This is a genomic window from Nocardia arthritidis, assembly GCF_011801145.1.
Lineage (GTDB): Bacteria > Actinomycetota > Actinomycetes > Mycobacteriales > Mycobacteriaceae > Nocardia > Nocardia arthritidis_A.
Window position 1 is genome coordinate 8560650 of the sequence record NZ_CP046172.1, and the last position, 21554, is coordinate 8582203.

Genomic DNA, 21554 nt, shown 5'->3' on the forward strand with positions numbered 1-21554 from the left:
CCACAGCAGAATCCGCAACACCCACGAACCGGGGTCGCACGTTACCACCAAATCCGGCTCGGAGTACAGCCCCTACGTGTCCTCTTGCTGTCGTTGTGGAAAACGATGGATCATCAAGCCGTAATCCTTTGGGACACAACGCAAAGTGCCTACCAGCCGGTGTCTGACGTGCGTCGAGATACTGCGTCGACGCACGCGTGTCCCGACTTCATTCCGGGGGCGCGGGGAAGGGGACGAGCAGATGAAGCAGATCGCCAGCACCCGCAAGGACCGTCGTCCGGCGCGCAAAGCCCTTCAGCAACACCTGGAGAGCGTCATGCCATGGGGCGTGCGGCCCAAGATCACCTTCGTCACCGATGGTGCAGGTTTCCTGGCCGACGAGGGCGGCGCCTACTACCGGCTCGCGAGCCAGGCGATCGCCGAGGCACTGCTGCTGCAAAAGATCGCTGATTCACCGAATCGAGGAGGAACCCGATGACGCAGGCACAGACCCATCCGACCTTCCCCTATGGACCGGATGGCAAACCCTGGTCGGAGCTGTTGACCTCGGCCGGTCTGGCCGACCACCCGGTCACCGATCCGCGGGTGAATCCGACCGAGGTCTACCCGAACGGCGACGGCCCTGACCCGGCGCGGTTCCAGCTGCCCGTCACCGGGCTGACCGAGCAGCAACGGCGTGCGGCGCTCGACGCGCTCGACGACTACCTGGAGGTCAAGCGCGACCACTTCCTGGGCTATCAGGTCAACTGCGCGCTGGACTACCGAACCGATCTCGCGCGGTTCATGGACTACCACATCAACAACATCGGCGATCCTTACACCGCCGGCGGCATGAAGATCAACAGCAAAGCGGTCGAACAGGCGGTGCTCGACTACTTCGCCGCCCTGTGGCGGGCCCAGTGGCCGAATGATCCCGATGACGGGGAAACCTATTGGGGCTACATGCTTTCCATGGGATCCACCGAGGGCAACATGTACGCGCTGTGGAATGCGCGGGACTATCTCGGCGGCAAGGCGCTGATCGTCGACCCGAGCCACGCAACCAGCGTGAACTCGAAGAACGAGATCGTTCCCAACCTCGCCTATGTCCAGGCGAGGACCCCGGAGCGCTCGCCGAACTACTACAAGCCGATCGCGTTCTTCTCCGAGGACACCCACTACTCGTTCACCAAAGCGGTGCGGGTGTTGGCGGTCGACACCTTCTCCGCCGCCGGCCAGCGCGACTATGCGGGCGAGTGCCCGATCACCCCGGATGGCTCGTGGCCGGTCGAGGTCCCATCCCACGACAGCGGCGCGATCGACGTGGCCAAGCTCGTCTCGCTGGTGGAGTTCTTCGCCGAGCGCGGGCATCCGATCATGGTCAGCCTCAACTACGGCAGCACCTTCAAGGGCGCGTACGACAACGTCCGACTGGTCTGCGAGAAGCTGTATCCCGTCTTCGAGCGATACGGTCTTTTGGAGCGGGATATCGAATACGCACCGGGACAGCACGACCGGCGGCACGGGTTCTGGATCCACGTCGACGGCGCCCTCGGTGCCGCCTACCTGCCGTTCCTGCGAATTGCCGCGGAAAGCCCGGACTACGAATACGTGCCGGAGGCCCCGATTCCGGAGTTCGACTTCTCCCTCGAGGTCAACGGTATGAAGATGGTGGCGTCGATCGCGATGAGCGGGCACAAGTGGATCGGTGCGCCGTGGCCGTGCGGTATCTACATGACCAAGGTGAAATACCAACTGCGGCCACCGGATTCGCCGGCCTACATCGGTTCGCTGGATACGACGTTCGCCGGTTCCCGCAATGGGTTCTCCCCACTGATTCTGTGGGACTTCCTGGCCAAACACTCCTACGACGCGCAGATCTCCCTGGCCCGCGAGGCTCAGGACCTCGCGGTCTACCTCGAAGGCCAGCTCGAGAAGCTGGCAAGCCACCTCGGGCGGGACCTGTTGGTGGCGCGTACTCCACTGGCTCTCACCGTGCGGTTCCGCAAACCCAACGACCGGATCATCGCGCGGTATTCGTTGTCCACCGAGTCATTGCTGCTCAAACCCGGAGACCCGACGAGCCGACAGGACTACGCGCATGTGTTCACGATGATCGGCACCAAGCGCGAGGTGATCGACCAGCTGATCAAGGATCTGCACGCCCCGGATGCCTTCCCGGAGACCGAACCGATCCTCATGGCACCTCTCGCGGCGGCGGAGCCGCTGCCCGGCGTCGTCCCGATCGCGTACCAATCGGCCAATCAAGGCGGATTCGCCTAGCCCTGAACCAGGGAGTCGACATGCACATCGTCATTCCGCTCTTTCCCCGCTACACCACACTCGACGCAATCGGCCCGTACGAGGTGCTCCGCTTCATCCCCGATGCCGAGATCACCTTCGCCGCAGCGGAAACCGACCCGGTCCCCGCCGACAGCGGTGCCCTGGCGATCACTCACACCACCCCGCTCAACGAGATCGAAACCTGTGACATCGTGGTTGTCCCGGGAGGCCCTGGCTCCCGAGCAGAGAACAAGCAGTTGGTTGCCTGGCTGAGCATGATCCACCCGAAATCCCGGTGGACGACCTCGGTGTGCACCGGTGCCCTGGTACTCGGTTCGGCCGGTCTACTCAAAGGACTGGACGCGGCAACTCACTGGAACCCCAAAGTGGTGCAACGCCTGGAGGAACTCGGCGCGCGATACGTCACCGACCGCGTCGTCTTCGACGACGAGCACCGGATCGTCACCTCGGCCGGTGTCTCGGCCGGAATCGACATGGCACTCGCCCTGGCCGCTCGGATCACGGACCAGGTGACCGCCGAGGCAATCCAGCTCGCGATCCAGTACGACCCGCAACCGCCGTTCGACAGTGGTTCCCCGGACAAGGCCACCGAGAACGTCAGGCAGCGCGCCCTCGAACTCCTCGGTTCGAAAACCACCTAACGGCACAAGAATGCCACTCGGCCCGCGAGAAGGTCCGAGTGGCATTCCTCTGTGGGTCATCACATGGGTAGTGCGCCTCACATGACGAGCACACGGCTCGGGCTCCGCGATGCGGGCACCGGGCGAGCCCGGCTCATTTCGAAGCCGTTGATCGCCAGCCGGGTCACCGGCCACGATGTAAATGCGCCACGGCCGCGGATTGCCGCCCGGAGGTGCGCAAGCGGCCGCCGTCGGCGCCCGGTCGAGCAGATCGCAATCCGCCGACGAGGCATAATATTGCGCCGAGCGTGACCCATGCGGTCAGCACGAACAGGGCGTGGGTCGCGCCGCGTCCGTCGAAGAAGGCGGTCGACCGGAGCAGTCGGCCTCCGGCCCCGGGCGGCAGCAGTTGGCCGAGCGCGCCGGACCATCCGGGCAGCATCTCCGGTGCGGTCGCGGTACCCGAAAGGGGGTTGCCGACAAGCATCATGATCACGGCACCGATCCCGATTCCGGCGTATCCGAGCAATGATTCCAACCCGAGAACGGTCAGCGATGTCGCCGCGATGGACAGGCCGACAGCACCGGCATTGGCCGCGTAGGACCCGCTCAGTGAGCCCAGCCAGAATTGCAGGACCGCGGCAACCGTCAGACCGCCGGTGACCGCGAAAGCGACTGCGCCGATAGCCCGTTGGGCGGTGCCGTGGACGAGCCTGGTCAACAGCACCGCGGCCAGCAGACCGCCCATGACCAGAGGCAGCGCGCCCGCGGACAGTCCGGCACCACGGGGATCGGTGGCGGGCAGGGCCGCGAGATCACGGACAGCGACCGGCGTGCCGCCCGCCTGGCCGAGGCCGGTCGCCATGGCCTGCAGGGTCTGCGCGACCGCGGTGCTCGCGGCGGAGGCGACAATGACCTGCGGGGCACCGGAACTGAGGTCGATCGCCCCGTACACGCGCCGATCACCGATGAGTTTCTCGGCCGCCGCGGTGTCGGCTACGGCCGTTATCTCGAACCCGCCCGGCACCCGTTGTTCCAATGCGGTGCGAATCCGAGTGACGGCGGTGGGCGGCCCCGCGACCGCGATCGGCACATCGTGCACCGATGACCGCACCGAAGGCCAGGCGAAGGCGATAAGCAGGACACCGACGATCGCCGTGAGCAGGACGACCGTTCCTGCCACCGCCGACCATCGGGACGCGGGTACATCGGTGGCGGTATTCATCTGTACTCCTTGGACATTGGGACTTTGACCGGTGCTCATCGCAGGGTGAGCGGGGTCTCGGTGTCGATGTGGGTCAGCTTCTGGGGATTGCGGACGTAGTAGAGGCCGGTGATGCGGCCGTCTGCGACGCTCAACGCGATGACACCGTCGAGTTCGCCGTCGACGTGCAGGGCCAGGGCCGGGCCACCATTGACCGCGGTCGGCTCAGCGGCGAGCGCGACGTCCTTCTTGGTGAGGCCGCCGACAATGAAGCGAGCCACCTTGTCCGCGCCGATGATCGGCCGTGGCGTGGCCTGTTTGATCCCGCCGCCGTCGCTGATCGCCACCACGTCGGAGGCGAGCACGTCGAGCAGGCCCTGCAGATTCCGGGTCTCGAGCGCCTGCCGGAAGGCTTGGAGCGCCACTTCGGCCTCTCGCGTGGTCACTATGCGGCGCGGGCGGCGCGCCTCGACGTGGCGGCGCGCCCGGTGGGCGATCTGGTGTACGGCGGCGGGCGTCTTGCCGACCGCCGCCGCGATTTCGTCGTAGCCGATCCCGAATGCCTCCCGCAGCACGAACACGGCTCGTTCGGTCGGGGTCAGTGTCTCGAGCACGAGCAGCAGTGCCATCGAAACGCTTTCGGAAAGTTCGGCATCGGCGGCCACATCGGGCGTGGTGAGCAGTGGTTCCGGCAGCCACGAACCCACATACGACTCCCGGCGGCGCTTCATCGAGCGCAGCCGGTTGAGCGCCTGCCGGGTGGTGATCCGAACCAAATAGGCGCGTGGATCGTCGACGTGCGCCGCATCGACACCGACCCAGCGCAGCCAGGTCTCCTGCAGGACGTCGTCGACATCGGCCACCGAACCGAGCATCTCGTAGGCGACGGTGAACAGCAGCTTGCGATGCGCGACAAATACTTCCGTCGCCTCGACGGTGGTGTGGTCCATGGCTGCGGCTGCAATCACCTCGGTGTTCTCGTGCACGATGTCTCCTTCGCTTCGAGGGCTCGAGCACAAGACACCGGATCGACGAGATTTCTGACAGCCCAGTGCAGTGATCCACGTCACCGGCCGAAGCTGTCAGGAATTCGCGGGCTGTCTCGTTCAGGAAGCACGCGAACCAGACAGGAGCGAACCATGCCGCACCGCATCGTCGTCCTCGGGGCCGGATACGCCGGAGCCTTCTCCGCCGGATACCTGGCCCGCCAACTGCATTCGGACGACTTCGAGATCACCGTCATCAACGCCGAACCCGATTTCGTCGAGCGGCTGCGCCTGCATCAGCTCGCCGCCGGGCACGATCTGCGCCATCGGCCGTTGGCGGAAGTGTTCGCGGGCACCGGAATCCGGCTGCGGTTGGCGCGGATAACCAGCGTCGACGCCGCGCACAAAACCGTCACCATCGACGATGGCAATGGCATCGACCGGATCGAATACGACACCCTCCTGTACGCGCTCGGTAGCACTGCCGCGGATCACGGTGTTGCGGGCGTCGCCGAGCACGCCTTCCATGTAGCGCAGCGACCCGCGGCACTGCGCCTTCGCGCACGCCTCGATGAGCTGGGCGAGGGCGGGATGATGCTGGTGGTCGGCGGTAACCTGACCGCGATCGAGACCGCCATCGAAATCGCCGAAGCCCGTCCTGGACTCGAGGTCAGCCTCGCCACCAGCGGCGAACTGGGCGGCTGGCTCGGTCCGAAGGCCCGACGTCACCTGCTGCGCGCCTTCGACCGATTCGATATCACGGTCCACGAGCACACAACCATCGCGCGCGTCGAGAAGCAGGGGGCGATCGCCGCCGACGGCACCGCGTTCGCCTCGGATGCGACCGTGTGGGCCGCCGGGTTCACCGTCCATCCCATCGCCGCCGCCAGCGGATTCGAGGTGATGCCCAACGGTCAGATCAGGGTGGACCGGCAGATGCGGTCGGTCTCGCATCCGGAGGTCTACGTCGCCGGTGACAGCGCCTTCATTATCGGCGAGAACGGTCATCCATTGCCGATGTCCTGTGCTTCAGCGGGATACACCAGCGCGCAGGCGACGGCCGCGATCATCGGCGACCGGACCGGGCGCAAGATCAAGGCGACCGCGCTCACCTATATCGGCAACCACATCAGCCTCGGCCGCAAGGACGCGATCTTCCAATTGGTCGACGACGACGCGCGCGCGAAACCCGGGGCCCTGTGCGGCCGGTCGGCGGCCTGGATCAAATCGGCGATCGTGGCGACCAGCGGCTGGGCGATCAGCCACCCGACCATGGGAAAACCGAGTCACAAATACCACTCGGCCGCCGCCCGAGAGCACTCGCCCGAGCTGGTCGCCCGATAGATTCGTGCCGATGGACACCGCCACCGTGGCACGTTTCGAGGCCAGCCGCGATCGGCTGGCCTCCCTCGCCTATCGGCTGCTCGGCTCGGCCGCCGACGCCGAAGACACGGTGCAGGACGCGTTCCTGCGGTGGCAGGCCGCCGACCAGCAGTACCTCGACGCGCCAGAGGCTTGGCTGACCAGGATCGTCACCAATCTGGCGCTGGACCGGCTGCGTTCGGCACAGGCGCGGCGCGAAAGCGCGGTCGGCGCGTGGATGCCCGAACCGCTCCTGCACGGCGACCCGATGTTGGGTCCGGCCGACACCGTCGAGCAGCGTGAATCGGTGACCCTGGCGGTGCTGATGCTGATGGAGCGTCTGTCGCCGGTCGAACGCGCCGTTTACGTACTGCGCGAAGCCTTTTCGTATCGCCATGCCGAGATAGCCGAGATTCTCGGCATCACCGAGTCCGCGAGCCAGCAGCATGCCCACCGAGCCCGGCATCGAATCACCGCCGCCGGCAAGGGAACCGACACCGACGAGGCCGCGGCGCGCCGAATCGTCGAGGCCTTCGCCGACGCCGCCGCCTCGGGTCGCACCGAACCCTTGATAGCTCTGCTGACCGACGACGCGACAGGAACCTCCGACGGCTCCGGAGTCGTGTTGGCCGCCACGCTGATTCGATACTCGTCACCCGAGCAGATCGCCCGCGCGGTGCGCGCCGGCTTCAAACCGTCCCCGGCCAAGCGCAGACTCGCCGGCGGCTCCCCTTCGATCCATGCCGCCGTCGTCAACAACTGCCCGGCTATGCTCGCCACCCTCGACGGCCGGGTCCTGGGCGTCACGATCCTGGAGATCCGTGACCACAAGATCGCAGGCGTGCGCGGCATCGCCACCCCGCACCGACTCGGTCGCCTCACCGAGCGGTGGCAGCGACAAGAGCATGCCGCACCGCTGATCGCTGCGTGGTGACAAGGTTCTCGCCAGGTCCGCGGGATCGCCTGTGAGTCAGATCACGGTTGAGGTTGACCTGAGGTCAGGGTGGACGCTCGGCGCAGCGGCACGACGCCGAGCCGGACATCACGGATTCGAGGAGCATTCCACAATGTCGATCACCCTTTCCAACCAGGACAAGAGCATCCTGCGGACCGCCGCCTACGGCGCTGTGTCCCTGATGGCCGCCGCCACCGGCGCGCCCCAGAAGACCGCCGCGAATGCCGTCCTCGCCCTGACATCGGCGACCGGGCTGGTCGGGCACGTGCTCGCCGCGCGGACCAAGGACATCGAGCTGACGGGTAAGACCGTGGCCGAACTCGCCGACAGGGTATTGCCCGCTCTGGCGGCGGCCATGAAGCTGCTCGGCGAACAAGCTCCGGCAGAGGCGGACAACTTCCGCAGCACCATTCTTTTCGCCACCGAAGCCGCCCAGGCTCATCCGGACCGGGCCTCCACCGGAGCCGAGATGGCCCGCAAGATCACCGCGGCACTCGACGCCGGCACCGCCCTAACGAATACCGCGGATCGCCCGGAGCTGCGCAAGGCGATCGAGGAGATCGTCGACTCCGGTTTCGTCGGGGTGTCGCTACGAGTGCGCGACGAGCGCGGCGAGTGGGTCGGCAGCGCCGGGGCGGCCGAGTTGGGCGGGACCGCGAAGCCGCCGATCGATGGGCACGTCCGGATCGCAAGCAACACCAAGACATTCACCGCCGCACTGGTGCTGGGGTTGGTGGGCGAGGGCAGAATCGGACTGGACACTCCGGCGGTGGACTATCTGCCCGAATTCGAGCTGGACGAGCGGATCACGGTACGAATGCTGTTGCGGCACACCAGCGGAATCTTCAATTTCACCGGCGAGCTCTACGAGAACGGGACGATCGTGGCGGGGATTCCCGCACCCGGCACCCCCTGGGGCGAGCAGTGGGTGGACGACCGTTTCCACACCTACCGGCCGCAGGAACTGGTGGAGTTGGCGTTGTCCAAGCCGCTGCGTTTCGAGCCGGGGACGGGCTGGAGCTATTCCAACACCAATTACGCGCTGGCCCGACTGCTGATCGAGAAGGTAACGGGCCGTTCGTTCGCCGAGGAGATGCGGCGGCTGATCGTGGAGCCACTCGGACTGTCGGGCACCGTGGTGCCAGACGGTCCGGAGATCCCCGAGCCGCACGCCCACGCCTACTACCGGTACGAGGCAGCCGGCGAGCAGAAGACGGTCGACATCACCCGCCACGACCCGTCCTGGAATCCCGGCGGCGGTGACATGATCTCGACCACCGAGGACCTGGCCACCTTCATTTCCGCGCTGCTGAGCGGAAAACTCCTGTCGGCCGAGCTACTGGACGAGATGTGCACCCCGCACCCGACGGGTATCCCGACCATGGATTACGGCCTGGGCGTGTTCATCCGGGACCTGGGTCCCGACGGCGGCATCGTCATCACCCACAACGGCGGCCATGCGGGCTATGCGACGTTGATGTATGCGACACCCGACGGCACTAAGACGATGACCGCTGCTTTGACCTGCGTGGACGACTCCGCAATGGCTGCGGCGGTGCCCTTCCAGAACGCCCAGCAGAGGCTCCTCGCCGAGGTGTTCGGTACCGGGCAAGCCGATCCGGCTCGGTAGCACGCGAATCGATGCTTCGCCCGCCGACTCCGATCGGCGGGCGGCCTCGCATACCCACTTCTTCGATACAAGGCAGGCTGAGCCTATGCGGAATGGAGTCACGATCGGGCAGGCGGCGGCGTTCGTCGGCGTCACGGTGAAGACGGTGCGGCACTATCACAAGCTCGGTCTGGTCGCCGAGCCCGACCGCGACAGCTCCGGCTACCGACGCTACGGATCGGACGAACTGCTGCGGCTGGTGCGGGTCCGGACATTGGCCGCGGCCGGGGTGCCGTTGGCCGAAATCGAGCCCCTGCTCGACACCGACGCCGCGCAGTTCGCCGCGGCGCTCGCCGACGTCGAACGGCAACTCACCGAACGGATCGACGAGTTGATCGCCCGGCGCGACACCCTGCGTCGGCTCGCCGACGGGGACCGGGCGCTGTTGGGCGACCGGGCGGTGGCGCTACTGGAGCGGATGGCCGACCTCGGCTTCCCCGCATCCGAGGTGGCGACCGCCCGGGAGGGCTGGGTGTTGGCCAAAGCCCTTGTCCCGGAAGGTTTCGACGATTACCTCGACCATCTCGGGCACGCTCTCGACGACCCTCGCTACGTCGCGTTGATCAAGCGCGCCGCCGAAGCCGCGACCTGGAAGGAGGACGACCCCCGTATCGCCGAGCTCGCCACCGACATGGCCGAACACTACCTGGCCAATCCCGAACACCTGAAGGTCGTGACCGCACTGCAAGCCCGCACCGACACCGCGACCCGATACACGATGATCGCCCGCCACGGTGAGGAGCCCGCCTCGGCCACCACGCGAGCGGCCGAGGCATTCAACACCAAACTCCGTGCCGCAGGCGTCCGGATCCCCAAACCGGGCTTCTAGGTGGACATTTGGATCTGGTGATGGTCAGCCGCACGAACACTGGCCGCCGTCCCGACCTATGCGGTCGACATCATCACCGTCCGACGCCCACGGCGACCGAATCGCAACCATGCCCGTCGAATCGATAGTCGTTGAGGCCGAAGGTTTTCTGGGCCCACATCGCGTGCACACCCGCGGTGGGTCGCAGATACGGTGCGTCCCCGTGCTGATCGATGTAGTAGGTGTTGGATCCGGCGCAGGTCCGGTTGTGGAACATGGTCTTGCCTTCGCGGGAGTGCACGAATTCCATGAAGCGGTCCTGCGCCTCGGCGGTGACCTCGACGCGGGTGGCGCCACGACGGTGCGCGGCCCGGATCACCCGCATGGCGTGCTTGACGCAGATGTCGAAGGTGGCGAACAGTGACGAGCCGGTGACGCCGTAGGGGCCGGGGGTGAGGAACATATTCGGGAACCCGTGCACCGTGGTGCCCTCGTAGGATTGTCTGCGGTCGCGGTCCCAGCGCTCGTTGAGCGTTTCTCCGGCGGACCCGTACAGGTCGTAGGGCACGTCGAAGACTTTGAAACCTGTTGCCAGGACCAGCGTGTCGATCTCCCGCTCCAGTCCGTCGATGGTTCGGACGCCGTTCGGGGTGATCCGCTCGATGCCGTCGGTGACCAGTTCGACGTTGTCGCGCAGGTAGGTCCGGTAATAGGTGTTGGAGAACGACGGCCGCTTGCAGCCGAATCCGTATGTGGGCGTGAGCTTTTCCCGTAGGACCGGATCCTTCACCTGAGAATTCAGGAAGTTGCGCGCCATTGTCTCGGTGCCGCCGACGATGAAGGGTAGCTCCGCGTAGTGGACCGCGCCGAACGTCACGAACAGTTCGGCGAAGAGGTCGGTCGCCAGGCGCGCGGACCGCCGCGCCAACGGCAGTTTGTCCAGGGCGAGCCGGGTTATGCCGTCCAGCCGTGGATTCGGCTTCGGCAGCACCCAGATCGGCGTGCGCTGAAACACCTTCAGCGCGGCCACCTTCGGGGCGATCTCCGGAATCACCTGCAGCGCGGAGGCTCCGGTGCCGATCACGGCCACCCGCTCACCGGTCAGGTCGTGCGAATGGTCCCAGCGCATCGTGTAGTTCACCCGTCCGGCGAAATCCGCCAGACCCGGAATGGCCGGTTTGGTCGGCGTGGAAAAGGTGCCATGACAGGCGAACAGGTACCGTCCGGTCACCATGCTGCCGTCGGAGAGTTCCACCCGCCACAGGTGATCGTCTTCGTCGAAACGCGCGACGGAGACCTCGCTGTCGAACCGGATGCGGGGCCGCAGACCGTATTTCGCGGCACACCGCTTGGCGTAGCTGAACAGTTCCGCTCCGGGCGCGAAGGCGCGTGACCACGCGTTCGGTTCGAAGCCGTAGCTGTAGCTGAAAGACGGGATATCAACGGCCACACCGGGATAGGTGTTGTCCCGCCATACGCCACCGACCTCGGATTCGCGTTCGAGCATGACGAAGTCGTCGATACCCGCCCGGGTCAGCGCGATGGCGGCGGCCATACCGCCGAACCCGGCGCCGACAATGATCACCTCGTGCTCGGGTAGGAGATACAAATCCTTGTCGGACATAGTCTTTCACCTTCCGTGACCGCAGGTGGCCGATTCAGGCCGCGGCGCGGCGTTCGATCTCGCGGATCATCGAGTGCATCAGCGGTGAGCCGGTGGCGATGCGGTCGATGACGAGGTTCATCGTGCCGCGCAGCAGTGAGTACTCCCGCCAGCCCGCCGGGGCGAAGGTGGCGGCGGCGCGGCGGGTGATGCCGTCGGCGATCACGGTGGCGGCCTGCTCGGCGCTGATGCGCTGGTTGAACGGCCAGGGCAGGAACGAGTCCAGTTTGCGGCCGAGGGGTCCTCGTCGATCGGCCGGGCCAGTGGCGTCCGAACGAAGCCGAAGTAGGCGAGTCCGGCGCTGGCGCCGACCGCGGCCAGTTCGATGCGCAGTGCGCGCCCGAGTTGTTCCACCCCGGCCTTGCTGATCATGTAGGGGGACAGTCCGGCGGCGGGCGCGAACGCGGCGGCCGAGGCGACGATCACGACATGCCCTCTGGTGGCGGCGATCTGCTCGAGCGCGGGCCGCACGGTGTTGAACGCGCCCACCAGGTTGATGTCGAGCACCCGGTCGAATTCGGCGGGATCGACGGTGCGCACGGTGGTCGGCGCCGGGGCGACCCCGGCATTGGCCACCACCACGTCGATGCGACCGAACCGATCGACCGCGGCGTCGATCGCCAGCGCCGTGGCGGTCCGGTCACGAATATCGGCGGCCAGAGCCAGTGCGGTGGACCCGAAAGCCTTGGCGGCCAGGGTGATCGGTTCGGCGACGACGTCGATCAGGACGAGTTTCGCGCCCCGGGAATGCAATTCGGCGGCCAGCGCCGCGCCGATACCGCTCGCGGCGCCGGTGACGACGACGACCTTGTCACGCACGTCGAAACCACGACGGGTCGGAAACGGGAACATGGGCGGGCTCCTTTGCTCGCTCAGAGATCGAGGACCAGGCGGTCGGTGCAGCGGGATACGCAGATGAGCATCGAGTCGGCCCCGGCGAATGCCTTGTCACCGCCGTGCCGCTCGACCGTCCCGTCAAGCACGGTGGTCCGGCAGCTGCCGCAGAAGCCTTGCTGGCACGAATAGGGCACGCCGGGCACCGCCTGTTTCACCGCGGCCAGCACCGATTGCTGGGCTCCGACCTCGACAGTGATTGCGCTGCGGCGCAATTCGACCTGAAACGGGCTGCCGCCGAGTACCGGTGGCGGCGAGAAGCGTTCGGTGTGCAGCTCGTATCCGGCGCCCCGCGCGGTGAGGGTGCGTCGTGCGCCGTCCAGAATCGGGGGCGGACCGCACACGTAGGCGGCCTCGTTCCGGGGCATATCGGCGAACAGGGCGGGAACATCGGGCACGCCGAATTCGTCGTCGGTGCGGATGTCCACTCGACCCGAGGTGTATCCGGCCAGCTCCTCGCGGAACGGCATCGACTCGCGGCTACGGCCCAAATACACCAGCCGCCAAGGGATTCCGTGCCGGTGCGCGGTGTGAACCATGGGCAGGATCGGGGTGATGCCGATGCCACCCGCCACGAAGTAGTACCGCCGCGCCGCCACCATCCTGAAGGCGTTGCGGGGTCCGCGAATGTGCACGGGCTCCCCGGCCCGCAGGGTCTCGTGTACTTCGAGCGATCCGCCTCCGCCATCGACTATGCGCCGCACCGCGATTCGATACCGGAATCGGTCCTCCGGGTCGCCGCACAGCGAATACTGCCGCTGCCTGCCCGATGGCAGGAACACATCCAGGTGCGCCCCTGGAATCCAGCGTGGCAAGGCGCGCCCATCCGGCGCGACCAGCGTCAGGCCGACCACATCCTCGGCCGCCGCGGTCACCGACTCGATGACGAGATTCAGGTCGAATCCGGTGCGCCGCACCGGATTCGCGAGCGAGATCCGGGACGTCAGCGGGTTTACCGCCACCAGCCGCTTGTAGCCGCCGGCCAGGCCGAGCATCAGGCGCATCCCCGGATGCAGGTGTCCCGGGTCCGGAATGGGCGTGTCCCCGTGCACCAATTCCTTCATCGCACGCCTCCCGGCGACGCGCCCGTCGGCCCCGAGGGAGTTGATTTCATCGTGCGGACCTTTCCGGTCAGTGCTGGGCCGCGCGGGCAGCCGGTGAGGTCGCCAGATATTGCAGGGCTTTGTCGAGGCTGCCCATCGACGACGGGTGGAATCTCGGCGCAAGATAGGGCGGGATCTCGGTGAAGAAGAATCCGATATTGGGTATCAGGCCGCGCCGCATCGCGCGAACGGCCTCGATCGGCCATGGCTTCCACCACCGGTAGTCGGGGTCCTGACGGTAGAGCCGGTCGACGACGATGAAAGTGGTGCTCAGCAGGCCGATGCTCCCGATGGCGACGGTGCGGGCACGTCGGAGGTAACCGCCGTCGAGGTGCTGGAAGATATCGAACAACACGTTGCGGTGCTCGACTTCCTCGGCGCCGTGCCAGCGCAACAGATCCAACATCATCGGATGCATGCCCGCGGTTTCGAGCGCGTCGGCGTCGAGGAACCACTGCCCGACGATCGCGGTGAAGTGCTCCATCCCGGCGAAGAACGCCAGTCGCTCCTTGAGCCACTCCTGCTTGGCGCGACCGGTCAGCCCGTGATCGCCGAAGATCACGCGCAGCATGTGCTCGACGTGTCGCACGATCGAGTCGATGTCGATGCCCTGCTCGGCCAGCCGCTCGTGATAGCCGCCGTGCGAGTTGGCGTGCATCGCCTCTTGCCCGATGAAACCGATCGCCTCCTCCCGCAGGCGCTCATCGGTGATGTAGGGCAGCGCCTCGGCCACGCAGCCGGCCATCATCTGCTCGCCCAGCGGGACGATCAGATGCATCACATTCCACAGGTGCGAGGCGAACGGTTCACCCGGGATGTAGTGCAAAGGCACGTCGCGCCAGTCGAATTCGACGTCGCGTGCGGCGATCACATGCGCTTCCTCGGTATAAGGCCGCGCCGTTGCGGAGTTCCTCGTCATGAGTCGAGAATACAAAGATACAAATTGAAGCGCAATGTATCTTTGTTCTGACACGGTAGTCTGACGACATGCCAGCCGCCTCCGTCGATCCGCTTACCGACGACATCCTCGACGCCGCCCTGGCCGTCTTCGAGGACGTCGGCATCCGCAGGAGCACCATCGACGACATCGCCCGCCGGGCCGGCATCAAACGGGTCACCGTCTACCGACGCATGGGTTCCAAAGACGATGTGGTCCGCGCCGTGGTCCTGCGCGAATCCCAACGGATCATCGCGGCAGTGGCCGAACGCGCGAACGCCACCGGCACTCTCGAAGACCGCATCGCGGCCACCTTCACCGGACTGGTCCTCGCCCTACGGGACCACCCCCTCTACAACCGCATGCTGCGACTCGAACCCGACACCACCCTGCCGCGCATCACCATCGACGCCGCCGAACCATTGACCTGGGCCATCCACGCCGCCGTCATGATCCTCGGCCCCGACCTACCCGACCATCTCGCCGACACCGACCTGCTCACCGAGCGCGTCGAAATCATCGCGCGCACAATCCATTCCCTGATACTCACCCCCAAAGCCGTCACCGACCTGCACACCGAAGCCCAACTCACCCGCTTCGCCCACCGCCACATCACGCCCCTCCTGAACGCATCCTTACCCGCCACCCAGCCCTGATGCGGCGGCCGCGATCCCCACGAGTCTTCGGGTGAACGGTGCATCGGCCGGATTCGGCGGGTCAATGCCGCTGGTGCCCGAGGTCTAGCGGATAGAACGGCTCAGGTGGTTTTCGGATCCAGCGACCGAGATGTCGCGTCGGTTATCGGATTTCCGTTACCACGGCGGATGATTCGGGCAGGGCAGCTGGACCGGCCGGGACGTGGTGGAAGTCGGCGAAATCGACCTTGCGGGTGCGCCGGTGATATTCGGTGACGGTGCCGGGCCAGTTGGCCGTGACGCGGCCGTTGGCATTGCGGTACCAGCTGGCGCAGCCCGTCCACGCGGTGTGTTGCAGTCGGCGCTGGATTTCGTCGTCGTAGCGCCGCTCCACGTCGGCTCGCACCTCGAGTGCTGAATCGCGGTGGGCGGCAAGGTGTTCGATGAGCTGCCGGATATACCGAGCCTGCCGTTCGTGCATGAAGACGATAGATCCCGCGCCCAGGCTGGTATTGGGCCCGTAGACGAGGAACATGTTGGGGAATCCGGGTACCGCGATGCCGTGATAGGCCCGCGCGCCCCCGCTCCACCGCTCGTGCAGATCCAGCGCATCGAGGCCGCGAATCCGCATGGGCGCCAGCGGTTCCTGTGCCGCGAATCCGGTGCCGTAGATGATCGCGTCCACCTCATGATGGACGCCGTCGACGGTGCGTACGCCGCGCGGTGTGATCTCGGAGATTCGCTCGGTGGTGACCTCGACGTTCGGTTGGGCCAGTGCCGGATAGTAGTTGTTGGCGAACAGGATTCGCTTACAGCCGATCGGATGGTCCGGCGTCAACGTCGCACGCAATGCCGGATCCGGTACCTGGCGGCGCAGGTGATACTCCGAAAGCCATTGCAGCGCGGCCGCTATGGGCCGGTTGCCGAGGATCGCGGCGGTCATGAGCTCGCCGACTCCCCAGAATCCGGCGCGCTCGACCGAGAGCAGCAGCGGTAGCACACGGAAGGCGCGCTGATGCAGTCGGCCGTACTCGGTGTCGGGTTTGGGGATGATGTGCGGCGCGGACCGCTGGAACACGGTGAGCCGCGCGACCTGCGGCTGAATCCGCGGAATGAATTGGACGGCACTGGCCCCGGTGCCGATCACGGCGACCCGCTTACCGGTCAAGTCGTAGTCGTGATCCCACCGCGCGGAATGAAATGCCTTGCCCTCGAAGGATTCCCGTCCCTGGATGCCCGGCAGCACCGGCCGCGAGAGCACACCGGTGGCGGGCACGAAGACATCCGCCTCGAAGCTCTCGCCGGAATCGGTTTCGATATGCCAGGTGGCGGTTTCCGCGTCGAAGGCGGCGGCGGTCACCTCGATGCCGAACCGCAGATGCGGGCGAAGATCGTAGGCATCGATGACCCCGTCGATATAGCGCTGGATATCGGGTTGCAGCGAAAACCGGCGCGGCCATTCGGTATTCGGCGCGAACGAGTACGAGTAGTATGGCGACGGAATATCGCATCCGGCTCCGGGATAAGTGTTGTCGCACCACACCCCGCCCGCCGCGGCGGATTTCTCGAGCACCACGAAGTTGCGCAGACCGTGCCGCGCCAGCTCCGCGGCCATGGCCAGGCCCCCGAATCCGGCACCGACGATCAGCACGGACGGCCCGACGTCACGCGGCGCGCTCATCGCCCAGCCGCCCAGCGCAGCGGGCCGCGCGCCGCGTCCGCGGCGGTCCCGAGGAGGTAGGTGGTGAGCGTGGTCAGCGGATGCCGCTCGGGATCGGGCCGTTTATTGACCGCGATCCGCGCCATTTGCTGTGCGTACCAGGCGAGTTCGGTCATGCCGTCCACGCTGTCGATACCGAGCCGACGGGGGCGCACGGTGCTGACGGTCGCGGAGTCGGCAAGTACGCGGGCCGGGAACTCCGGATCCAGCACCAGCGGACGAGCCATACCCACGAGATCGACCGCTCCGGAGGCGACCGCCTCGGCCATGCCCGCCGCGGTCCGGAAACCGCCGGTCAACAGCAGCGGCAGCGCGGTGGTGGCCCGCACCCGTTCGGCGTAGTCCAGGAAGTACGCCTCGCGCGCCCGGGTACTGGCCTTGCGTGGCTCACCGACACCCATCATCGCGGCGGATTCATAAGTGCCGCCGGAGATTTCGAGCAGGTCGATGCCCTCCGCACCGAGCGCCGCCACCACCTCGAGCGATTCCTCCTCGCCGAATCCGCCGCGCTGGAAGTCCGCCGAGTTCAGCTTGACCGCCAGCGGGACCGCGGCCCCGATCTCCGCCCGCACCGCCCGCACCACCTCGAGCAGGAATCGGCGGCGGCGCTGCGGTGTGCCACCCCAGCCGTCGGTGCGCAGATTCGTCAGCGGCGAGAGGAACTGGCTGATCAAATACCCGTGCGCGGAATGGATTTCGATGCCGGTGAAACCGTTGTCCACCGCGCTGCGCGCGGCCGCGGCGAAACGCTCGACGAGCGCGATGATTTCGGATTCGGTCAGCGCGCGCGGAGTCGCGAACAGCGCACGTTGACCGGGCACCGGTACCGCCGACGGCGCGACCGAATTCCAGCCGAGCAGCCGTGGCACCTGCCGACCCGGATGGTTCAGCTGTGCCCACAGGTGCGCACCTCCCATTCGGGCCGCGCGGGTCCACTCGGCCAGTGCCCGGCGATCGGTGCGATCGTCGATGACGACATTGCGGGCCTCCCCCAGCGCGGTCCGATCGATCATGATGTTGCCGCTGATCAGCAGCGCCGCCCCGAATGGGCCCACTTGCGGTAGAGCCGGATCAATCCCGGCGACGGATCGTGCGACGGACTCGCCAGGTTCTCACTCATGGCCGGTTTGGTCAGCCGATTGACCAGGGTGACCCCGCAGGGCAGCTCGAACGGCCGCGCCAGCGCCGCCACGGCGGTGTCCTCGGTCTCGATGGGGGCAGAGGTCATCGTCGATCCCTTCCGGATAGGTCGCGCACTCGACATTCAGCAACTGTGCGACTAATCTAGCGTTCTGTCGCATTGTCGCACAAGCGAGGAGTTATCGATGGCCGAGACAGCGTTGTCGTTATCCGCCCCCGAACCGATCCGTCTCGGACCCGAGTCACCCCTGTGGAAAGCCGCGGGAGATTGGCGCGTCTACCTCATGACCCCCGCCACCAGTCTGATGTTGAACATGCTTCCGGGCGTTTCGGCGGGCGTGGAACAGCACTCCACCACCGTGTTCGTCGAACCGTGGGCGCGGCTGTTCCGCTCGGTGCCGCAGATCCAGGAGGGCGTCTTCGATCCGCACATGGCCGAACGCATTCGGAAGTACCACGTCGACATCAAGGGCACCGATCAGAACGGCGAGCGGTATCACGCCCTGAGCCCCGAGCTCTACTACGCCTCGCACGCCATCTTCACCTACACCGTGTTGACCACCCTCGAGCTGTTCGATCACCCACTCACCGACTCCGAAAAGGCCGCCTACTACGAGGATTCGAAGATCTGGTTCCACAACTACGGCGTCAGCGACCGCATGATGCCGCGGACCTGGCCGGAGTTCGAGGCGTACTTCGAGCGGCTGATCGCCGAGGGCATGGAGAACACCGCGGTCACCGATTATCTGCTCGACCTCTACCGCCACCCCGTCCGGTACCGGCCCGCCGGAATATCGCCCCTGGTCTGGCGCCTACTCGCCCCGCTGGTCGGCTCGCATGCCCGCCTGCTCGCGGCGGCGGCCGTTCCCGCGGTCTGCCGCGAACGCGCCGGGCTACGATTCAACCGGGTCGATCGCGCCCGATTCGCCGCACTGGCCGCCACCGTGCGCAGCGTCTGGCCGCGACTCCCCGAGCGAGTCCGGATCACCCCGCGCGCCTGGTACGCCAAGCAGGCCGTCCTACGGGAACGAGCGGGTCTGGCCGGGCACTGATACCGAAGGAGTCCTCCGATGCTGGCCGACCTGCTGTCGACCACCGATGAGCACGACGCCACCGCCGAGCAGATCATCGACACCGCACTCGCCGAATTCACCGAATTCGGCATTCGCCGCGTCAGCATCGCCGACGTAGCCAAGCGGGCCGGCCTGCATCGGGCCACCGTCCACCGCCGGTTCCCCACCAAGGACGATCTGGTGACCGCGGCCATGATCACCTGGTCCCGCCGCTTCTTCGAAACCATCCTGGCCGCCGTCACCGATCTCACGGATTTCGAGGATCGCCTGGTCGAGGGATTCACCCTGTCGCTCAAAGGTCTTCGCTCCGACCCGCTGGTATCCCGCCTGCTCGTCACCGACGCCGACACCGTGCTGCCGTTGCTCACCACCCAGGGCGGCCCGGTCCTCACCACCGTCACCGAATTCTTCGCCGAGCAGTACCGCGCCGCCCGCCCCGACGACCCCGACGTCGACATCGCGGCCGAACTGGCCACCCGCATCGGCCTATCCCTGATCCTCACCCCCGCCAGCCACGCCCCCCTGCGCACCGACGACGAGATCCGCGCCTTCGCCCGCCGCTACCTACTCGCCCTGATCTGAGTCGGATGCCACCTTCTCGTCACCACAGCCCAGGCATGCGAGCAGGATCGCTTCGGCCGAACCGCAGCACCCCACTGCCGCCGATCAACGGGCGCGGTCACACCTCCACGACACGAATTCGCTTGCCGCAGAGCTTGGTCATATCGTCCACATCCGAGGTCAGGATCACCGTGGGCGCGGCTGCGCGCAGCGCGGTCGCAGCCACAACGGCATCGATCGCATATTTGTGACCGTGCAGACCAGCCTGACGAAGCAGTTCGATTGCGCCAAAAGCGATCTCGTCGGTCACGGGTTCGACCCGAAGCCGTGACAGGTACCAGCGGAACCGATCGTTTTCGATCCTGGTGTCGTATCCCTCGATCGGCGTGAGCGCGCTGACGATCACCCGGAAATCGCTGTCCTGCGCTTCCCGGACGTACGCGGTGGCCCGTTGATCCGCCGCGCACCACTTCGACAGACCCTCGCTATCCAGCACCAACGTCCCGGCGCTCAGTCGGCTTCGGGCTCGTGCCACCCCTGGTCCCCCTGCAACTCGGGCGAGGCCTTCACCTCACGAAACAACGCAGCCGCTTCATCCCTGAGCTCCTGCGGAATCACCCCGGCTTGATCCTCGTTCGCAATCAGCGCCTCCTCGAGCAGATCTCGCTCGATCTGCCGCTCGACGGCGGCATCGACATACGCGGAGAATCCACGCGCCCCAACCCGCTCCCTGATCGCCCGAATATTGCCCGCGCGCAGCGACACGCTGACCTTCGCCGCCGGCCCGTCGCCCGGGGGGTAATCCGCGGGTAGTGCACTCATATGACGAGTTTACTACTGGAAGTAGCAATACGGCTGGTAACCCTGAACCATCACGCGACACCAGTGGCGGGACGCGTATCCGACCGATAGCAGAATCGGCACGTCTCTGGCCGTCGCCTCCGCCAATGCTTCGGCGACCCTCTGCTCGGACAACCGCTCGATGCCGGCGCGGAATGTACCTAAGGCCGATGCCGAAAGTACTTATGCGCGACTGATTCCCCGACCGTCGGATCTCAATAGCGTTGTGGTCAACACGAACAACCACGGACGATCAGGAGAATCCGATGCCCTACTTCGACTCGCACGATGGCACCCGGCTGCACTACCAGGACTGGGGTACCGGGCAGCCGGTGCTGTTTCTCGCCGGTGGCTGGCTGAGCAGCACCTCCTGGGAGTTGCAGATGCTGCCGCTGTCCCGACAGGGACTGCGGTGCCTTTCCTACGACCGGCGTGGACACGGCAAGTCCGACTGGGTCGGCCACGGTTACGACTACGACACCCTTTCGGAGGATCTGGCGGCGTTCCTGGAACACCTCGACCTGCGCGATGTCGTGGTGGTCGCGCATTCCATGGCCGGTGGCGAGATCGTCCGGTACCTGACGCGGCACGGCAGCGACCGGATCAATCGGCTCATGTTGGTCTCTGCGACCCTGCCGTTCATGGCTCAGGCCGCCGATAACCCGGACGGTGTCCCGAAGGCCGTCGCCGACGCGGTGAACGCGGCCCGCCTCGCCGACCGTCCGCTGTGGATGGAACAGAATGCGCAGGCGTTCTTCGCAACCCACTTGGGCAACCAGATATCTTCCGCGCGCATCGCGTGGATGGTGCAGAAATGTATGGACTGCTCATTGCTGGCGGCCGACGCGGTCATGGAGACCATCTTCACCACCGACTTCCGCGCCGAACTGCGCGAGATCACGGTCCCCACCATGATCATCCACGGTGACGCCGATGCCTCCGCGATCATCGAACTCTGCGGACGCAAGACCAAGGATCTGATCCCGGTGAACACCTACAAGGAATACCCGGCGACCGGTCACGGCATCATGATCACGCACGCCGAACAGCTCAATGCCGACATCGTGGACTTCATCAAGTCCTGATCACCGCGGGATAGAA

At 66.2% G+C, this 21554-nt stretch carries 23 protein-coding genes and 1 pseudogene; 11 read left to right on the plus strand and 13 right to left on the minus strand.

Annotated elements, in window-relative coordinates; all coding sequences use genetic code 11:
* Positions 1-241: 241 nt before the first annotated feature.
* From F5544_RS38775 to F5544_RS38785, 3 genes are read left to right on the plus strand one after another with little or no spacing between them, the layout of a single operon-like run.
* Positions 242-478: a hypothetical protein gene (locus F5544_RS38775; protein WP_167477757.1), complete on the plus strand. Its 237-nt coding sequence runs from the start codon at positions 242-244 to the stop codon at positions 476-478.
* A complete protein-coding gene (locus F5544_RS38780) occupies positions 475-2262 on the plus strand; it encodes a pyridoxal-dependent decarboxylase (protein ID WP_167477758.1) in 1788 nt (595 codons plus the stop codon). The genes F5544_RS38775 and F5544_RS38780 overlap by 4 nt, the downstream gene beginning before the upstream one ends.
* Before the next feature lie 20 nt (positions 2263-2282).
* On the plus strand, positions 2283-2924 hold the full coding sequence (locus tag F5544_RS38785) for a DJ-1/PfpI family protein (RefSeq protein ID WP_167477759.1): 642 nt from the start codon (positions 2283-2285) through the stop codon (positions 2922-2924).
* 163 nt (positions 2925-3087) lie between these two features.
* On the opposite strand, the gene F5544_RS38790 is transcribed toward F5544_RS38785, so the two are convergent.
* Together F5544_RS38790 and F5544_RS38795 are read right to left on the minus strand one after the other, a co-directional pair.
* Positions 3088-4128, minus strand: coding sequence for an ABC transporter permease (locus F5544_RS38790; protein ID WP_203217443.1), 1041 nt, complete (start codon positions 4126-4128; stop codon positions 3088-3090).
* Positions 4129-4163: 35 nt separating this feature from the next.
* Positions 4164-5057 carry an RNA polymerase sigma-70 factor gene (locus F5544_RS38795; protein ID WP_167479785.1) on the minus strand — a complete coding sequence of 298 codons (894 nt, stop codon included), beginning with the start codon at positions 5055-5057 and terminating at the stop codon, positions 4164-4166.
* Positions 5058-5246: 189 nt separating this feature from the next.
* Here F5544_RS38795 and F5544_RS38800 point away from each other — a divergent pair, with 189 nt between their 5' ends.
* The 4 genes from F5544_RS38800 to F5544_RS38815 all read left to right on the plus strand — a co-directional run bounded on the left by F5544_RS38800 (position 5247) and on the right by F5544_RS38815 (position 9908).
* On the plus strand, positions 5247-6437 hold the full coding sequence (locus F5544_RS38800) for an NAD(P)/FAD-dependent oxidoreductase (protein WP_167477760.1): 1191 nt from the start codon (positions 5247-5249) through the stop codon (positions 6435-6437).
* 10 nt (positions 6438-6447) lie between these two features.
* Positions 6448-7389 (plus strand): sigma-70 family RNA polymerase sigma factor, encoded by a 942-nt coding sequence (locus F5544_RS38805; RefSeq protein WP_167477761.1) that lies wholly within the window; start codon positions 6448-6450, stop codon positions 7387-7389.
* A 133-nt stretch (positions 7390-7522) separates the two neighbouring features.
* Positions 7523-9040: a serine hydrolase domain-containing protein gene (locus tag F5544_RS45885; protein ID WP_238846884.1), complete on the plus strand. Its 1518-nt coding sequence runs from the start codon at positions 7523-7525 to the stop codon at positions 9038-9040.
* Between the two features lie 85 nt (positions 9041-9125).
* Positions 9126-9908 carry a MerR family transcriptional regulator gene (locus tag F5544_RS38815; RefSeq protein ID WP_167477762.1) on the plus strand — a complete coding sequence of 261 codons (783 nt, stop codon included), beginning with the start codon at positions 9126-9128 and terminating at the stop codon, positions 9906-9908.
* Positions 9909-9981: 73 nt separating this feature from the next.
* Here the strand turns inward: F5544_RS38815 and F5544_RS38820 are convergent, their stop codons facing one another.
* The 5 genes from F5544_RS38820 to F5544_RS38835 all read right to left on the minus strand — a co-directional run bounded on the left by F5544_RS38820 (position 9982) and on the right by F5544_RS38835 (position 14466).
* Entirely contained in the window at positions 9982-11511 is a 1530-nt protein-coding gene (locus tag F5544_RS38820) for a flavin-containing monooxygenase (protein ID WP_203217444.1), read from the minus strand.
* A gap of 34 nt (positions 11512-11545) precedes the next feature.
* The gene (locus F5544_RS46835) at positions 11546-11716 is read right to left on the minus strand and encodes a hypothetical protein (protein ID WP_238846885.1); all 171 of its coding nucleotides are present in this window, start codon (positions 11714-11716) and stop codon (positions 11546-11548) included.
* Complete coding sequence (locus F5544_RS38825; protein ID WP_238846886.1) at positions 11713-12402, minus strand: SDR family NAD(P)-dependent oxidoreductase; 690 nt, start codon at positions 12400-12402, stop codon at positions 11713-11715. The genes F5544_RS46835 and F5544_RS38825 overlap by 4 nt, the downstream gene beginning before the upstream one ends.
* 20 nt (positions 12403-12422) lie before the next feature.
* Positions 12423-13508, minus strand: a complete 1086-nt coding sequence (locus F5544_RS38830) for a PDR/VanB family oxidoreductase (RefSeq protein WP_167477763.1) — start codon at positions 13506-13508, stop codon at positions 12423-12425.
* Positions 13509-13575: 67 nt separating this feature from the next.
* Positions 13576-14466, minus strand: coding sequence for a metal-dependent hydrolase (locus F5544_RS38835; protein ID WP_167477764.1), 891 nt, complete (start codon positions 14464-14466; stop codon positions 13576-13578).
* Between the two features lie 68 nt (positions 14467-14534).
* Here F5544_RS38835 and F5544_RS38840 point away from each other — a divergent pair, with 68 nt between their 5' ends.
* Positions 14535-15140, plus strand: a complete 606-nt coding sequence (locus tag F5544_RS38840) for a TetR/AcrR family transcriptional regulator (protein ID WP_167477765.1) — start codon at positions 14535-14537, stop codon at positions 15138-15140.
* 142 nt (positions 15141-15282) lie between these two features.
* Here F5544_RS38840 and F5544_RS38845 read toward each other — a convergent pair whose 3' ends face one another.
* The 3 genes from F5544_RS38845 to F5544_RS46840 are packed head-to-tail and all read right to left on the minus strand — an operon-like array spanning position 15283 to position 18067.
* Positions 15283-16800 (minus strand): flavin-containing monooxygenase, encoded by a 1518-nt coding sequence (locus tag F5544_RS38845; protein WP_167477766.1) that lies wholly within the window; start codon positions 16798-16800, stop codon positions 15283-15285.
* On the minus strand, positions 16797-17894 hold the full coding sequence (locus F5544_RS38850; RefSeq protein ID WP_238846887.1) for an NADH:flavin oxidoreductase: 1098 nt from the start codon (positions 17892-17894) through the stop codon (positions 16797-16799). Before F5544_RS38850 ends, F5544_RS38845 begins: the two co-directional genes overlap by 4 nt.
* Positions 17867-18067 carry a hypothetical protein gene (locus tag F5544_RS46840; RefSeq protein WP_238846888.1) on the minus strand — a complete coding sequence of 67 codons (201 nt, stop codon included), beginning with the start codon at positions 18065-18067 and terminating at the stop codon, positions 17867-17869. Before F5544_RS46840 ends, F5544_RS38850 begins: the two co-directional genes overlap by 28 nt.
* Before the next feature lie 97 nt (positions 18068-18164).
* On the opposite strand from F5544_RS46840, the gene F5544_RS38855 reads away from it, so the two are divergent.
* Both F5544_RS38855 and F5544_RS38860 read left to right on the plus strand, forming a co-directional pair.
* Complete coding sequence (locus tag F5544_RS38855; protein ID WP_167477767.1) at positions 18165-19031, plus strand: oxygenase MpaB family protein; 867 nt, start codon at positions 18165-18167, stop codon at positions 19029-19031.
* Between the two features lie 18 nt (positions 19032-19049).
* Complete coding sequence (locus F5544_RS38860) at positions 19050-19634, plus strand: TetR/AcrR family transcriptional regulator (protein WP_167477768.1); 585 nt, start codon at positions 19050-19052, stop codon at positions 19632-19634.
* A 97-nt stretch (positions 19635-19731) separates the two neighbouring features.
* Here F5544_RS38860 and F5544_RS38865 read toward each other — a convergent pair whose 3' ends face one another.
* The 3 genes and pseudogenes from F5544_RS38865 to F5544_RS47225 form a co-directional block, all read right to left on the minus strand.
* Complete coding sequence (locus F5544_RS38865; protein ID WP_167477769.1) at positions 19732-20148, minus strand: PIN domain-containing protein; 417 nt, start codon at positions 20146-20148, stop codon at positions 19732-19734.
* Positions 20124-20435 carry a hypothetical protein gene (locus tag F5544_RS38870; RefSeq protein WP_167471245.1) on the minus strand — a complete coding sequence of 104 codons (312 nt, stop codon included), beginning with the start codon at positions 20433-20435 and terminating at the stop codon, positions 20124-20126. The genes F5544_RS38865 and F5544_RS38870 overlap by 25 nt, the downstream gene beginning before the upstream one ends.
* 48 nt (positions 20436-20483) lie before the next feature.
* A pseudogene (locus F5544_RS47225) lies at positions 20484-20597 on the minus strand (DUF255 domain-containing protein); the annotation flags it as partial.
* Positions 20598-20719: 122 nt separating this feature from the next.
* On the opposite strand from F5544_RS47225, the gene F5544_RS38880 reads away from it, so the two are divergent.
* A complete protein-coding gene (locus F5544_RS38880) occupies positions 20720-21538 on the plus strand; it encodes an alpha/beta fold hydrolase (RefSeq protein ID WP_167477770.1) in 819 nt (272 codons plus the stop codon).
* The last annotated feature ends 16 nt before the right edge of the window (positions 21539-21554 follow it).

Excerpts from the sequence above, each read along its gene's own strand:
- F5544_RS38825 (WP_238846886.1), bottom strand. The coding sequence starts at position 12,402 with ATGTTCCCGTTTCCGACCCGTCGTGGTTTCGACGTGCGTGACAAGGTC.
- F5544_RS46840 (WP_238846888.1), bottom strand. The coding sequence starts at position 18,067 with ATGACCTCTGCCCCCATCGAGACCGAGGACACCGCCGTGGCGGCGCTG.
- F5544_RS38855 (WP_167477767.1), top strand. The coding sequence starts at position 18,165 with ATGGCCGAGACAGCGTTGTCGTTATCCGCCCCCGAACCGATCCGTCTC.
- F5544_RS38870 (WP_167471245.1), bottom strand. The coding sequence starts at position 20,435 with ATGAGTGCACTACCCGCGGATTACCCCCCGGGCGACGGGCCGGCGGCG.
- F5544_RS38805 (WP_167477761.1), top strand. The coding sequence starts at position 6,448 with ATGGACACCGCCACCGTGGCACGTTTCGAGGCCAGCCGCGATCGGCTG.
- F5544_RS38775 (WP_167477757.1), top strand. The coding sequence starts at position 242 with ATGAAGCAGATCGCCAGCACCCGCAAGGACCGTCGTCCGGCGCGCAAA.
- F5544_RS38800 (WP_167477760.1), top strand. The coding sequence starts at position 5,247 with ATGCCGCACCGCATCGTCGTCCTCGGGGCCGGATACGCCGGAGCCTTC.
- F5544_RS45885 (WP_238846884.1), top strand. The coding sequence starts at position 7,523 with ATGTCGATCACCCTTTCCAACCAGGACAAGAGCATCCTGCGGACCGCC.
- F5544_RS38780 (WP_167477758.1), top strand. The coding sequence starts at position 475 with ATGACGCAGGCACAGACCCATCCGACCTTCCCCTATGGACCGGATGGC.
- F5544_RS38790 (WP_203217443.1), bottom strand. The coding sequence starts at position 4,128 with ATGAATACCGCCACCGATGTACCCGCGTCCCGATGGTCGGCGGTGGCA.
- F5544_RS38830 (WP_167477763.1), bottom strand. The coding sequence starts at position 13,508 with ATGAAGGAATTGGTGCACGGGGACACGCCCATTCCGGACCCGGGACAC.
- F5544_RS38815 (WP_167477762.1), top strand. The coding sequence starts at position 9,126 with ATGCGGAATGGAGTCACGATCGGGCAGGCGGCGGCGTTCGTCGGCGTC.
- F5544_RS38840 (WP_167477765.1), top strand. The coding sequence starts at position 14,535 with ATGCCAGCCGCCTCCGTCGATCCGCTTACCGACGACATCCTCGACGCC.
- F5544_RS38845 (WP_167477766.1), bottom strand. The coding sequence starts at position 16,800 with ATGAGCGCGCCGCGTGACGTCGGGCCGTCCGTGCTGATCGTCGGTGCC.
- F5544_RS38835 (WP_167477764.1), bottom strand. The coding sequence starts at position 14,466 with ATGACGAGGAACTCCGCAACGGCGCGGCCTTATACCGAGGAAGCGCAT.
- F5544_RS38880 (WP_167477770.1), top strand. The coding sequence starts at position 20,720 with ATGCCCTACTTCGACTCGCACGATGGCACCCGGCTGCACTACCAGGAC.
- F5544_RS38785 (WP_167477759.1), top strand. The coding sequence starts at position 2,283 with ATGCACATCGTCATTCCGCTCTTTCCCCGCTACACCACACTCGACGCA.
- F5544_RS38820 (WP_203217444.1), bottom strand. The coding sequence starts at position 11,511 with ATGTCCGACAAGGATTTGTATCTCCTACCCGAGCACGAGGTGATCATT.
- F5544_RS38860 (WP_167477768.1), top strand. The coding sequence starts at position 19,050 with ATGCTGGCCGACCTGCTGTCGACCACCGATGAGCACGACGCCACCGCC.
- F5544_RS38795 (WP_167479785.1), bottom strand. The coding sequence starts at position 5,057 with ATGGACCACACCACCGTCGAGGCGACGGAAGTATTTGTCGCGCATCGC.